This is a genomic window from Paenibacillus sp. E194 (assembly GCF_000935845.1).
GTDB classification, from domain to species: Bacteria; Bacillota; Bacilli; order Paenibacillales; family Paenibacillaceae; genus Paenibacillus_B; species Paenibacillus_B alvei_B.
This window is the reverse complement of sequence record NZ_JMDX01000047.1, coordinates 1-14145: the sequence shown is the minus strand read 5'-3', so window position 1 is coordinate 14145 and position 14145 is coordinate 1. Positions and strand designations below refer to the sequence as shown.

Sequence of the window (14145 nt, the reverse complement as noted above, 5' to 3'; positions counted from 1 at the left end):
ATTTACTCGTCTTGATGTAAAGGAGGAAATTGAATTGGATTGTTCCATCCCAGATACGATTTTGCAGCGAAAAGGTGCAACGAAAGAAGCAAATATTCCAGTTGAAGTCCAGCAGCTATTACATTCAGGAATGATAGAAAGCGTGAATTTAACAGAGTGGCTGGCAGTGGATCATATTACTTTGCTGGAACATGTATTGCCGGAAGTTGGCTTAGAGAAGAAGCTTCCCGATTTGCTTCTAGAAATAAAGGAAACGGATAGTAGTATGCGCGGCATGAAGGCGATACGTCTCATCGGGCAGCGACTATATGAATCTTGCAGCACCGAGGATGCGCCCGTCACAGATTCAGAGCCATTTATGGCGATCGCCGAACATCGCTCAGATTCCGTTCGATGCTGGGGGGCTTACATGGCAGACGGTGATGACTCCATGTCTATCGACGAAGCATTGTCACGTATTCACCGATTTGCAGCAGACTCTCATTTTGGCGTTAGGGAGATTGCATGGATGGCTGTGCGCACTCATATCGAGTCGAATTTGTCGGAGGCCATATCCATCTTATCCACTTGGACAACCGATGCAGATGCCAATGTACGTAGATTCGCTACGGAAGCGACGCGTCCACGAGGCGTGTGGACGAAGCATATTGAGGCATTGAAGCAGAGCCCTTGGCAGGCACTTCCGCTGCTAGAGCCTCTCAAATCTGATCCGGCGAAGTATGTGCAGGATTCGGTTGGCAATTGGCTGAATGATGCAAGCAAGACGAATCCAGACTGGGTAAGAGAGCTGTGCGAGCGCTGGACGAATGAGTCTGACTCGAAGGCAACAGCGCGAATTGTAAGCAAGGCTCAGCGAACCTTGCAGAAGCAGGCATAACAGACCAGAACAGCAGCTTGGTCGACTTTAACGATATATTATCGTATCCGCTGGCAGCTTCTCCGGCGGATATTTTATTTTGATCCGCTTCCCCATTCTTTCGCGACTATTCCCAATCTCTAGGTACTCGCTCGATTCTCATTTCCGTTTTCGATTCAGTTTACCCCTATCAATCTATCTCCGAAGCCTCCTCTGAATTGTCCTTTGTTCGGTCTGTACAGTTTTTCTTGTATCCCTCCTTCTTTTTGCGCTGTTCCTTATTATTTGATTATTATCGAATGAAAACTTACATTTGAGGGGTTGAACCTCTACTCGCGTCACCTTTTATGCTAGTACTTGAGAAATCTAAGTAGAAAGGTGACAATCGATGAACAAGCCAACACGCAAAGAAATTGCAATCGTCCAATTGATGCTGGCCATCTCATTAATTCTTGGCGTCCTGCCGCCTCTTGTGATGTTCCTCGTGACAAGGAGGACAGAATCGTATTATCGTGATGCTAGCCGCACAGCATTGAATTTTCATCTAACCATTTTGCCGTTCTTTATTGTGAGCTATGCACTGCCGCCATGGTTCAAGTATACAGTCTTACTTGTTGAAACGGTGATCATTTTATATGCGATGATCAGGATTGCGCATAAGAAAGCCTATCGTTATCCAGCCATTCCTTACCTGAAAAAGTAGACAGAATCGAGGTTACCCCATGACAACCGACATGCTGACGATCGGGCTGCTGGCTGCCCGCACTGGTATTACCATTCGAACGCTTAGATACTATGACAAGCTTGGGCTTCTAACACCAAGTGATTACAAAGAAGGCGGACATAGGCTGTACAATGCAGATGATCTCAGCCGCTTGCAGCAAATTCAGGCACTGAAGTTCATTGGTTTCTCCTTGAGAGACATCGCAGAGTTATTAGACAAGCCGCAGGTAGAACAGGCACATATTCGCAGTGTTATTGCGTTCAAGAAGAAGGAGCTTCTAGCGGAGCAGGAGCGGATTCAGCTCATGATGGATCAATTGGATCATATGGGGACGATCATTTCGGATCATCCAATTATTGATTTGCGGTTGTTCTGCTTCATTGTGCATTCGATTTTATGGGAGGAGGAGCATTTGGAGCCGCACAGTGTACAGGGAAATTCGATCTATAACTTTCGAAAAGCAGAGCGGGTGGAGCTGGATCGAACCTATTTCTCCCTAATTACCGAGTTAAAGCAATTCGTGGCAAATCAAGTGAACCCGGCGTCGTATGAGTCACAATCCTTCATGAAGCGATTTATGGAGCTGTACGAATATACCTTATCGAAGATAGATTCAAGTTCTCAGGCCAAGCCGGACAGTCCTGCCAAGCATGCCAATATACTTGTTCCTTTTACTGAAGAGGAACAACATTTTCTGATGGAAGCTTTCCAAGTAATGACTAGGCTGCAATAGAATGAGGCATTGTACGAAGCAAAATTGTGAAATAAAAGATAGAAGTAGAAGTAGAAGTTGCAGGCGAAGGAGTCGGGAGCAGAGATGATACTAGATTTGTTTCATCGTGTAAAAGAAATCGATATTATATATCAGTACTTGGCCATATTTATCATCGCGTTGATTCCATTTCTGGAGGCGCATGTTGCGGTGCCTGTAGGAATTCTGTTGAATCTGCCTGCCATTCCCACGATCGTGTTAGGCATCGTCGGGAACTGGTTGTCGGTGATGGCTATCGTTATGGGCTCAGCAGTAATTCGGGCAAGAGTTGCAACATCTACACCAACAGCAAAATCTTTGCATCACAGACGATTTCAAAAGGCGCAGCGATATTTCCATTCCTATGAGTACCTGGATTATCCCTGCTTGGACCCATTATTGGAGCTAATCATATTGGGGTGTTCGTATGTGTACTCTCGAATGCGAATAAACGTAACATTATGTTCTGGCAGACGATCAGTGTAGCAGCATGGGGGATTGGCACAGGCGTGCTGGTGTTGCTAGGGATTGATTTATATAGCACCATCTAGCGTCTGCTGTCATTCCTGCCGATGCGGGTGCATGAGATGATGAACAGAGGTAGGAAACCGCATGAATTCCAGTACATTGTTGAGAAAATCCAAACTACTGGTACCTGTCCGGAGGCGGCCTTTTATCAGTTGAAGAAAATGGTGATTGACGGAGCATTGAAATAATTCAATTTGCAGCCTAGCCGGCCACGAATCATATAGAGATGCATGGAACAGAGCATAAAATGCTAATTCCATGCATCTTTTTTTGTAGCCTACCTAACAAGAGTAGGTGTGAAAGAACGGATAAGAAGCTTTGACAAGATTTTAATTGATGATGATAGGAAGAGCGTTTTATAATAATAAATGGGTAATTGTGGGTTTGTGATGAATTGGAGGGGAGATTTACATGCATTTGGAGCAAATTGATATGTTCGATTTAGCTTTTAACAATGCATCGATCGGGATGGCGATTGTCTCGCTAGAAGGACGATTTATGAAAGCAAATCATGCCTTATGCGATATGATCGGCTATACAGAATGTGATTTGCTCTCTCTGGACTATCAGCATATTACCCATCCAGACGATCTGGAAGAGAGCATTCTACATATTCAGCAGCTGCTGGACAGGCAGATCTCATCTTTTCATATTGAGAAACGTTACATAGGCAAGTTAGGAGAGGTGATATGGATGCTGCTTACCGTATCGCTTGTCCTGGATAAGAGCGGCAAGCCGCTTTTCTTTTTTCTCAATTTCAAAATATAACGGTATGCAAACAGACAGAACGAGTACATCTGCAGACAGAAGCGATCCTGAAGGAGAAGGAGGATTCCTTCCAATCGTTATTGGAGCTGCTGCCCCTCGCTGTCATCGTGACGCATAATGGAATTATACATTATATGAACCGTGCCTCTATGAACTTAATTTGTACAAATGAAGCAGGGGATATACTTGGTAAGCCTGTTCTTGATATTGTAGAGCCTACGAATCACAATCTTGTGTATGAGCGAAGACGCAAGTATCGGGAGGGTATTAAGCTCGGGCCAGTAAAATATGATATCCGGTGTGCAAATGGAGAAATGAAGCGGGTTGAGGGTTTCTCGCTGCCTACGACATTTCATGGGGAGAAGGCGACCATAGGGGTCTATCAAGATATAACCGATCGGAATAAGGAAGAGGAGCGAATGCTGCAGTCCGAGAAGTTGTCCATCGTGGGGCAGCTTGCAGCAGGTATTGCCCATGAAATCAGGAATCCACTGACCTCGATTAATGGCTTCCTGAAGCTGATGCGTACGATGAAGACAGATAAGGAACAGTATTTTGATATCGTGGAATCCGAGCTGAAGAGCATTGAAGTAATTGCCAATGAGCTGCTCATTCTGGCGAAGCCAAATGTGGTGAATAGTCGAAGGACAGATCTGATCCATCTCATGGAACAAATCATCGCCTTTATGAGTGTGCAATCCACTTTGAAGAACAGCAATATTGTAACCGATTTATCGGAAGAGGCGCTATGGGTTGATTGTGAACCGAATCAGATTAAGCAGGTGTTCATTAATTTGATCAAAAATGCGATCGAAGCGATGTCAGGGGGCGGCAACATTTATGTACGAGCCAAGCTCGAGGGCGACTATGCGGCCATATCCATACAGGATGAAGGCTGTGGGATTCCAGCAGATAAAGTGAGCAGACTGGGTCAGCCTTTCTATACGACGAAGGATACGGGGACCGGGCTAGGGCTAATGGTGAGCTATAATATTATTGATAAGCACGGGGGCTCCATTGAGGTGGATAGTATGCTTGGTGTAGGGACCACATTTATCATTCGATTGCCGCTTGTCCAGGTCAAGGAGGGGGAAGACACTGTGTAACGACTTCTTCCCTTTCTGCTATTTTGACCTTGTTGCGTATTATCGCTTTGCTGTATTTGCAATCATCGAATCTAAGGACTCCCAATATTTTGCGATATTCTCCTTCGGCTCTCCCATGATACTAACCGTACCAGATTATAGATTATACCCTCATTCTCTTGTATTCGTTTCAAGTATCTCCTTCGATGCGGCCTGTATTCGTAGCCGGATATTGCGTGGCAAGATGTTAATGAACATGCAAGCGTGCATGGCTTGCTGTGAATGATTTCAATCCTACTATCATCTAACGAAACCTTACCACAAGAAGTTGAGGATTCCAATCATTTGAAGCAGGTACATGGAAGCTTGCGATTGAGATGGGGACAAGAATTTTGGATTGATTCCAGCGAATTGGTTGTTGAAAATAATGGGATAAGATTAGTGGGAGGGGAATCGTTCAATGGGCTATAAGCAAGCATTGGAACGTTACATCGAAGCGACAAATACACATCAATTTACAAATGTACAAGCATGTTTGGATGATGGTGCAGTGTATTGGTTCTCGGATCGTTCCTGCTCAACGATATCTGAGATTAGGGCGTATTTCGAACATGCGTGGGAAGTGATTCAGGATGAAGTCTATTGTGCGACAGATGTGGAGTGGATCGCAGTGGATGGACAGACGGCTGTCTGTTTGTACACGTATCAGTGGAGCGGCCTTTATCAAGGGAAGCAGGCAGCAGGGAGCGGAAGAGCGACCAATGTGTTCAAGCAAACTGGTGGCGAATGGAAGCTTGTGCATGAACATTTGAGTGCATTGAAATAAGGATGTCTCTTACGTAAAAAAGGTGTCAACCGCTGATGGTATTCAGCAGGATGACACCTCTGTTATTTGTTATGCGTCCAAGTTCGCCAATTCATAAATGGCACGCGCATAAATGGCGGTTGCCTTTAACAAATCCTCGATCTCAATGTATTCGTCTACGCGGTGAGCCATCTCTTCTCTTCCTGGGAACAAGGCGCCGAATGCGACTCCATATTCCATGAAAGCAGCGTATGTACCGCCGCCTGTTGTCAGCAAGGTAGGCTCAAGCTGTGTTTCCTCCGCATAAATCTTCTGCAGCACCTTGATCATTGGATGCTCTGCATCGACATGATGCGGATCCTTCAAGTCAGGCTCCTCTACGAGGAAGCCGAATGCATCCATCTTCGCTGCCAATGTATCCAGAATCGTCGGTAGATCTTGTGTGACTGGGAAGCGAATGTTCAGATGGAAGAATGGCTGCTTGTCCGCTCCGAATTCGAAAATACCTGCATTGACGGTTAGTGGTCCTGTAATGTCATCCTCATACGCAATGCCCAACTTGCTGCCCAAGTGATCGTCCGTCAAATAAGCATCGACGCAGCGAATGTAGCGGTCAGCATCGGCTTGGAAGGAGTACGAACGCAAAAATCCGAACAGCTTCAATGCAGCATTGATGCCTTGATGAGGCTCCATGCCATGGGCGGATTTCCCTTTGAGGCTGAGCGTCATTTGATTGCCATTCATTTCGGAAGAGCCTTTCAATTGCTGCTCTGTGTAATAGCTCTCGAACTTGGCTGCCAATTCTGCAAGAGCAGCAGCATCGCCAGAGATCGTTGCTGTTGCAGATTCCGGCACCATGTTCTCAACACCGCCGCCATGGAAGGATACGAGCTCAAGCTGCCCCTCTTGACGCTCGGAAGCAGAATTGGTGTCCGGCTTCAGCAGGAAGCGGGTATTGATTTGACCCTTCTCCGCATGTGTAATTGGGAAGTCGGCATCTGGAGCGAAGCCGTACAGCGGCATTTTCTCTCGCTTCGTATAGGTCTTCATGCATTCCATCCCGCTCTCTTCATCTGCACCGAAGATAACGCGCACATTGTGCTTCATTGGCAAGCCGAGTTCTTTCACAATCTTCAAGCCGTAATAAGCTGCAAGTGTTGGCCCTTTATCATCAATGGCGCCACGCGCGAACAGCTTGCCCTCACGAATGTCAGGGGAGAATGGCGGGGTTGTCCAATGTCCGGTTGCAGGGACAACGTCAACATGGCATAGTGCTGCGACATATTCGCCGCTCGTTGATTCGCCATATTCGGCGTAGCCTACATATCCGTCCAGGTTCGTCACACGGTATCCGTCGCGACGGGACATGTCCAGCACATAATCAAGCGCGCGAGCTACATTTTGTCCCATAGGCTTGCCAGGTTCACTCGTGCTGGCATCCTTCACACTTTCGATGCTGAGCAACCCCTTCAGATCCTGCAGCAGATCGTCCTTGCGCTTCAATACTTCTTCCATCCAGTTCATCAAGCCGCACTCCTTTTGTATTGAAAATTGAACATGTGTTAATAGTGGTCGTGTATATGCGACGTTCATCCATGAACATATGATTGCCGCCTTGGCATAATTATAACAGGTAAGTCCAGTAACAACATACAGGGAGCTGGCGAATCGCAGAGATTGTAGGGTTCAGCGCCACCTAGAATATGTTGGCGGATGTTTATATTGGTGACAGGCGCCCTGTATCAATCACTCACGGCAATACCGAGCATGATGTGATCTCCGAGCAGAAATACTAGCTTAGTTATGTATCGATAAGGTGGTACTTGCATATTATCTATCAATCCATTCATATTAAACGGTGCGAGGGGGCGAAACTTCATGCAAGCGCTTACGAAGAAGGTAGGAATAAGTGTGCTAATTGGAATGTGGATAGCGGGCAGCGGAGGGGCACTCGGACATGCGGCAGGACATGATACGAATACGAGAATCGTGAACGGAACGCTCGTGTCGACAGAAGGTAAGATTGGAGGTATTGCTGAGGAGGGGAATGCCGATATCAAGGACGCGGCACAGGTACAAGTGCGTGTAGATAAGGGGAAGCAACAGATCGCAAATATAGAACAACGCTTCAAGGAAGTGAAACGTCAATTTCTAGATGTGCCGTATGCTAGCATAGAGAATAAACTCATGCTAGCGAAGTCGGCCTTGGCTGCGTCGGAATGGAAGGACGAGCAGCGAAGTGAGAAGGAGCGGGGTGAGAAGCTGGCAGAGCTTGAAGGCTGGATTCAGGAGGCTTATTATTTGAGCTTAGAATCGCGCATAGTAGAAATTCGCGGCGTATGGGTACAACCAACTGAGTCGAGTATCGAACAGGTAAGGGATCACCTTCAGAAGATAAAATCTGCGCATTTGAATGCTGTATATCTTGCATCGGGAGCATCACACTCATTCGGGGAGACAATGCAATCGACAATGCTGAAGAAACAGGCAGCCTTTGATCCTGTGCAAGCTTATGTAGAGGAAGGTGCGAAGCTGGGGCTTGCGGTACTGACAGCAGACAACAAAGAACGGGATCGGATGATGAAGAATGGCGGATCTGGTAAACTGGGAGCTGCCTTAACGGATCATCCTGTATGGAACGTGGATCTCATAGAGATTGGTAAGAATGCGGGCCCGGTGGAACAGCTGGTTCAGAAGAGGCGAGCACTACATACTGCTGGATTTGTCATTGTGGATGAACAATCCTTCTTCAATGGAACGGTGAAATGGCAATGGTGGATGGGCGTATATCGAAGTCCGGCCTTCCTTCCAGACTATCGTTCTGCTCAACCAGTAGCGCTGCTGCTTGAACAGATATCACGCAAGATACGCACGATTTACCTCCCGCTTCAGGGGATAGAGGGAGAGGCGGCAAATCGTTATATGAAATGGATCGACCAAATGTCGACTATTGTGCGTCAAGTGAAGCAGTGGGATAAGAACAGTGTTCAATCGGTGCGTGAGGTTCTGAACAACTTGATGGAGGAAATAAGCCGCGACCGGGATATTGGGGAGGGCGCGAAGATGAAGTTGAGTTTCGATATAGAGGAAGGAATTGCACTTATAGATGCGTTTATGACGCAATAGAGAACCGGCAGTGTAATCTTGATTAACTTCTGCTAGTTTGCACATGCATGAGTCGATAAGGGAGGCTGCTTTGTCCTCGGGTAGGGATGAAGCGGCCTATTTTCGATGCCTACCTATCGATTGTCCAAACCCTTCTATCTATGGGTGCATTTTATAAGTAGTATAATCTTCATTTTGCACCAGCAACATATGTCTATAGGAGGGAACGGCGTGTTAGCTAATGCTACGATTCTAGTAACAGGCGGAACCGGTTCATTGGGCTATGCCCTCGTTGAACAATTATTGCTGCATTGTCCTGCTCGCATCATCGTTTATTCGCGCAATGAGACGAGCCAGTTCATTATGAGCCGCAAATTTGAGGATGCAAGACTGGCGTTCTGGATTGGCGATGTGCGCGATCAAGACTCCCTCCATCAGGCATGCCAAGGGGTCGATTATATCTTCCATCTCGCTGCGCTCACACATGTATCCTTTTGTGAGGAACACCCGCAAGAAGCGTTGAAGACGAATGTGGTCGGTACACAATATGTGATTGAGGCCGCTATTGCGAATCGGCTTAAGGCGGTTATATTTGCATCGACGGATCAAGCCGTGGAGCCTACGAGCTGCTATGGAATGACGAAGGCGATGGGGGAGAATGTAATAATGAACGCCAACATCGTAAGCGAATCCACGAGATTTATCGCTGTTCGCAGCAGTAATGTTCTAGGGACACACGGGAGTGTACCTCATGTACTGCTGGATCAGATCAAGAATAAGAAGCTTGTTAGTATGATGGATCGGGGGAAGACCTGTTTCTTTACGCCGATGAAGCAGGCAGTCGCCTTATTGCTGAAGGCGCTGCAATCAGGAATTGGCGGTGAGCTGTACACGACGAAGATGCCGTCCTGCGCTCTAGTGCATATGGCTGAGGTATTTATAGAAATGTGTGGCGAGGGGGATGTACAGATTATTTTTACAGGTTCAACGTCGAGTGGCAAAGGGAAGATTCATGATATTCTCATCTCGGAAAGTGAGAGCCGACATACCGTGAAGGCAGATGATTCTTATTTGATCGTTCTTCCTCTATTAGGCATGCCGAGACTGCATGAGCATTATGCGTCGTATCCTTCTATGGCTGTGGGAGAATACACATCTGCAGAGGGGGGAATGACGAAGGAAGAGATACGTGAATTGCTGTTTGATAGCGGCCTGTTGTATGAGGTGCACGTATCCAAGCAAGCTCAAGGCTCACGGGACTAATCAAGCGTCATGGAAGGTTTCTATGTATAGCACGAGAACGCCCCTGAAGCATGTGGCTTCAAGGGCGTTCTAAGTTTCTAGGATTGCAATGGCGGATTTTTATGGCACTTCCGGCATACCGGATAGTACGTATCGTTACCGCCGATTACGATTTGCTCACCCGTATAGACAGGACGGTTATGTGCGTCAACGCGTAGATTCATCGTTGCTTTGCGTTCACAGAACCAGCATATCGTTTTCATTTCCTCTATTTTATCCGCATACAGCAGCATATAACGGCTGCCCTCAAATAACTCATTTCGGAAGTCATTCTTCAATCCGAAGCCCATAACAGGAATATCGAGCTCATCGACGATGCGGGTAAGCTGCATAATTTGAGCATGATCCAAAAATTGCACTTCATCAATCAGCACGCAGGAAATGGGGCCTTCATGATGCTGTACGATCTCAAATAAATCAGTGTCTTCATGGATCGAAATTGCCTGTCGGCGCAGACCAATGCGAGAAGATATATATCCGCTCTCGTCCCGATTATCTACAGCAGGGGTGAAGATCAATACGGATTTCTCTTGCTCTTCATAATTATGGGCGACCTTCAATATTTCAATGGATTTCCCACTATTCATTGCGCCGTATCGAAAATATAACTGAGCCAACTTCGCCACTCCGTTCCATTCTTTGTTGATGAGATTATAGAATAGCACAGGAAGCGTCTCAGGTACAGGAACAGAGAATGGATATGCTGCTTAGTCCAGGATCACGGATTGTTCGGGATGATGGTACAACTGGAACATTAAGCGCAGCTGCGCTTCCGTATTGCGTTCAGCCGACAATGTCGGCAGCGCATGTTCGGAGAAGAAGCCTACCTCGCTCGTTTCTGTGCCGCTGGCAGCTTCCCCTCCGATAATGTCACACAAGATGAATAATTTATACACATGAAACGGTTCAGGCGGGTGCTGGTGGAACCGCTTATCTAGCACGGCAAGCAATCGGATGGCTCTTGCTTGGAAGCCGGATTCCTCTTGGATTTCCTTCACAACAACCTCAGATGGAGAGAACCCGATATCCGCCCATCCACCGGGAAGAGACCATGCTCCATCGGCCTTTTCCTTGACGAGCAGAAGCTCCCCATCACGGAAGATGACACCCCGGACATCTACCTTCGGCGTTGCGTAACCTGTATCGCTTGCGAAGGATTGCCGGATTTGTTCCTTGTCTACCTTAGCACAGTTAGCCATCATATCGACACTAATGTCGCGCAATTCTTCATACCTCTCCCGGTCGTAAGCGTTTTCTGTGTACGTTAAGCCGATCTGCGCGAGAGCTTGTATCCGCTTGGCCCAATGCAGCTGTTTCCAATCGAGAGCTGGGTTCTCTACCGATTGTCCGATCAGTTCGATAAGCTCTGCTGGCTTCGAGTAGATGTCATGTGGAGCTGTCTCGAATGTGGCGGACTGAACAGTATCGAACCATTTAGCTCCTATCGTATGCACGTTAGCGGCAAGGCCGGCTTGAATATCAGCGTTGCTGTCACCGATCCATATCGCCTCGTCGGCGCGAATATGTAGTGCTTCCAGCGCAGCGTGGATGCCTTCAGGATCGGGCTTCGGCTTCGTCACTTCATCACCTGTGATGGCGATATCTACATACTTAGTCAAGCCGAGCGCTTCACTGGAAATCTCATACGCACGCCGCCCTTTGCCTGTAATAATGCCGATCGATATGCCATGCCCCTTCAAATGCTGCAGCATCTGAATAATTGCTGGTGAAGCATGAACAAGGCTGGGATGCCAATTGCGATACAGTTCAAAATATTCTTCGATTGCAGAAGGCATAAGACCTCTATACTTCATATTTGCAGTCAATATGCCCTCTTCCGTCGGGCCGAACATCGCAATAATTTGCTCCTTCGATACCATTCGATTGTCATATCGCTTGAATATGTCTTGGAACACATGAAGTGTCAATGGCAGGGTATCAGCTAGTGTCCCGTCAAAGTCAAACAAAACGGCTCGTATCATTGCATTCATCCTCCTTGATGGTTTAAGAGATTATGATCACTTGCACATGATTGGCCTTCATCGCATTGGCTAACTCAGGCGACAGTGGTTGGTTCGTAATGAGAATATCGATGTCGGACAAGGATAGCCCTCGATAGTAATGGGTGTGTCCGAGCTTGGTACAATCCGCAAGTACGATTGTCTGTCTTGAACGGCTAACAATTTCTCTCTTCATATATATGTCTTCTTCATAATGATAATAAATGCCTGCTTCCGAGATGCCTGCTGCGCCTAAGAACGCCTTATCGAATTGGAAATCACGCAGCTTGTCTAGCGTCGAGTAGCCAGATAAATGTCTTGTCTTCGGCTGTACGATGCCTCCTAATAGATGGGTCTGTATCGTGGCTTGATCAGCTAACATACAAGCATTATCAATCGAATGGGTCACGGCGGTTGCGTGAGCAGGCTTTAGATGCGGTATGATGCATTGCACCGTGGTCGATACATCCAGAAAGACCATGTCGTGATCCAGAACAAGTTTAGCGGCATGGCGTCCGATGCGCATCTTGCCGTCCGGTTCATTATGCAGTCGAGCAGCATAGGCTTCAATCTTCTGTTCCAGCCGGGGGAGCGTAATTCCTCCATGGGTACGTGTCACGGCACCGCTTTCTGTCAGCTTCACGATGTCACGCCTTGCCGTGTCCCTGGAAATGCCGAACATCGCGCAGATTTCTCCGACAGTCATCGTGTCTTGCTCTTCTAAATGCGTTAATATGCGCAGAAGGCGCTCTTCTTGGTACATATTCTCCACCTCATACTTCTGATTTTAAGTATATGTAAGTGATATTTCAAGTACATGTAAGTATTTTTTGAAAATAAGCTCTACTTTGTGTGAAAAACTTGGATATGCAACAAAGACATACATCTGAAGCTGCGAATGTGGGGTCTGGATCAAATTAGGGTTGATTGGATAAAACAGGAGTGGTAGTATATGGTTAAACAACGTTTTAAACATTGTTTAAATTACGGGCGGGAGGGATTAGGAATGAAACAACCTGATAAGTCGCTTGAGACAAAGGAAAAGATCTTGAATGCGGCCCTGGATATGATCAAGGAGGAAGGATTTGAGCAAATTACGATTCGCAAGGTAGCGTCGCGCTCCAACACGAACATCGCACTAATCAATTACTACTTCGGATCGAAGGATGCTCTGATCAATGAGGCAATCAAAATATTGTTATCGGGCTTCCGCAGCTCGTTCAACGTTCTTGATGATCGCAGCATAGAGCCTCAGCAACGACTGCGCTCGTTCCTGATTCAATATGTGCAGGTCATTCAACAATATCCAGCGATTATCTCACGTACGATAACTGCTGGCTCTGCCATGTTTGCCTCTCAGCAAGAGTATGGACACTTTCTACAAGCTGTCGGGTTTGATAAAGTTCAGCATACAATCCAAGAGATTACGCGCGAGGACAATCGTGAAGTAGTAATAATGATGATGATGCAGCTATTCGGTGCTGTGTTTCTCCCTGTATTAATGAAGCCTCTTCTTGAATCGGGTACGGGAGTGGCAGTTGCGCCTGTCGAAGCACAGATCGACTTGTTGTTTGCACGCTATTTCCATCGAGATGCAAGATTGTAATCATGATTTTTTGCATTTGCTTGAATGATGCAATTCCAGAAGTAACTCGTTCTTGAACCTAGCAACCTTGCAATATTGATGAAGTCCATTACACATGCAGAGGCTGTGTCCCTGCGAATAGGAGGCAATCGAGATGGATGTTCTCAGAAAGTATTGGCAGGATCTCGGAATGGTTGTTGCTATCATGGTATGTGTCTATTTGTTGGTAAGAGGAACTGCGATTCCTGACATCACGGTGATGCTGTGGTTGAGCTTTGTGGCGATTCTGGTTCACCAATTCGAAGAATATCGGTGGCCCGGATACTTCGGGGGCTTATTCAATGCAGTTCTATTCAAGAGCAAGCATCCTCACAATTATCCGCTGAACCCGCATTCGGCTATGATTATTAACCTGATTATTGCTTATGGGTTTTACTTGCTGCCCGTCTTGTTCCCTGAAGTGATATGGCTTGGTGTTGCTCCTATATTCATGGGGTTCTTTCAATTGATCTGGCATGGTATTTTCGCAAATCGTAAGGCAGGATCTCTCTACAATCCCGGACTCTTCTCTGTGTTGGTCTTGCACATCCCTGTTGGGTGCTGGTATGTTTTTCATATTACAACGACGGGAGTAGC

General features: G+C 46.7%; 15 protein-coding genes. 11 read left to right on the top strand and 4 right to left on the bottom strand.

Annotated elements, in window-relative coordinates; translation table 11 throughout:
• The first annotated feature begins 34 nt into the window (after positions 1 to 34).
• The 7 genes from AZ66_RS09055 (at position 35) to AZ66_RS09025 (ending at position 5538) form a co-directional block, all read left to right on the top strand.
• Entirely contained in the window at positions 35 to 877 is an 843-nt protein-coding gene (locus AZ66_RS09055; RefSeq protein WP_231586792.1) for a DNA alkylation repair protein, read from the top strand.
• A gap of 367 nt (positions 878 to 1244) precedes the next feature.
• Positions 1245 to 1559 (top strand): DUF4870 domain-containing protein, encoded by a 315-nt coding sequence (locus AZ66_RS09050; RefSeq protein WP_044354550.1) that lies wholly within the window; start codon positions 1245 to 1247, stop codon positions 1557 to 1559.
• A 19-nt stretch (positions 1560 to 1578) separates the two neighbouring features.
• On the top strand, positions 1579 to 2313 hold the full coding sequence (locus AZ66_RS09045) for a MerR family transcriptional regulator (protein ID WP_021259575.1): 735 nt from the start codon (positions 1579 to 1581) through the stop codon (positions 2311 to 2313).
• A gap of 84 nt (positions 2314 to 2397) precedes the next feature.
• Positions 2398 to 2817, top strand: a complete 420-nt coding sequence (locus AZ66_RS09040; protein ID WP_044354549.1) for a hypothetical protein — start codon at positions 2398 to 2400, stop codon at positions 2815 to 2817.
• 453 nt (positions 2818 to 3270) lie between these two features.
• Positions 3271 to 3627, top strand: coding sequence for a PAS domain S-box protein (locus AZ66_RS30490; protein WP_044354548.1), 357 nt, complete (start codon positions 3271 to 3273; stop codon positions 3625 to 3627).
• Between the two features lie 80 nt (positions 3628 to 3707).
• Complete coding sequence (locus tag AZ66_RS09030; RefSeq protein ID WP_231586791.1) at positions 3708 to 4733, top strand: ATP-binding protein; 1026 nt, start codon at positions 3708 to 3710, stop codon at positions 4731 to 4733.
• Positions 4734 to 5172: 439 nt separating this feature from the next.
• Positions 5173 to 5538 (top strand): YybH family protein, encoded by a 366-nt coding sequence (locus tag AZ66_RS09025; RefSeq protein WP_021259572.1) that lies wholly within the window; start codon positions 5173 to 5175, stop codon positions 5536 to 5538.
• A 69-nt stretch (positions 5539 to 5607) separates the two neighbouring features.
• Here the strand turns inward: AZ66_RS09025 and pepV are convergent, their stop codons facing one another.
• A complete protein-coding gene (gene pepV / locus AZ66_RS09020; RefSeq protein WP_044354546.1) occupies positions 5608 to 7041 on the bottom strand; it encodes a dipeptidase PepV in 1434 nt (477 codons plus the stop codon).
• Between the two features lie 354 nt (positions 7042 to 7395).
• Between pepV and AZ66_RS09015 the strand changes: the two genes are divergently transcribed.
• Positions 7396 to 8643: a hypothetical protein gene (locus AZ66_RS09015; protein WP_044354545.1), complete on the top strand. Its 1248-nt coding sequence runs from the start codon at positions 7396 to 7398 to the stop codon at positions 8641 to 8643.
• A gap of 210 nt (positions 8644 to 8853) precedes the next feature.
• Positions 8854 to 9885 (top strand): polysaccharide biosynthesis protein, encoded by a 1032-nt coding sequence (locus tag AZ66_RS09010; protein ID WP_231586790.1) that lies wholly within the window; start codon positions 8854 to 8856, stop codon positions 9883 to 9885.
• Between the two features lie 77 nt (positions 9886 to 9962).
• Here the strand turns inward: AZ66_RS09010 and AZ66_RS09005 are convergent, their stop codons facing one another.
• The 3 genes from AZ66_RS09005 to AZ66_RS08995 form a co-directional block, all read right to left on the bottom strand.
• Entirely contained in the window at positions 9963 to 10541 is a 579-nt protein-coding gene (locus AZ66_RS09005) for a thymidine kinase (protein ID WP_021259568.1), read from the bottom strand.
• A 90-nt stretch (positions 10542 to 10631) separates the two neighbouring features.
• On the bottom strand, positions 10632 to 11906 hold the full coding sequence (locus tag AZ66_RS33500) for an NUDIX hydrolase N-terminal domain-containing protein (RefSeq protein WP_044354544.1): 1275 nt from the start codon (positions 11904 to 11906) through the stop codon (positions 10632 to 10634).
• A 22-nt stretch (positions 11907 to 11928) separates the two neighbouring features.
• Positions 11929 to 12687 (bottom strand): DeoR/GlpR family DNA-binding transcription regulator, encoded by a 759-nt coding sequence (locus tag AZ66_RS08995; protein WP_044354543.1) that lies wholly within the window; start codon positions 12685 to 12687, stop codon positions 11929 to 11931.
• A 243-nt stretch (positions 12688 to 12930) separates the two neighbouring features.
• On the opposite strand from AZ66_RS08995, the gene AZ66_RS08990 reads away from it, so the two are divergent.
• Together AZ66_RS08990 and AZ66_RS08985 are read left to right on the top strand one after the other, a co-directional pair.
• On the top strand, positions 12931 to 13530 hold the full coding sequence (locus tag AZ66_RS08990; protein WP_044354542.1) for a TetR/AcrR family transcriptional regulator: 600 nt from the start codon (positions 12931 to 12933) through the stop codon (positions 13528 to 13530).
• 133 nt (positions 13531 to 13663) lie between these two features.
• On the top strand, positions 13664 to 14145 hold a 482-nt coding region (locus AZ66_RS08985; RefSeq protein WP_044354541.1), incomplete at its 3' end, for an HXXEE domain-containing protein.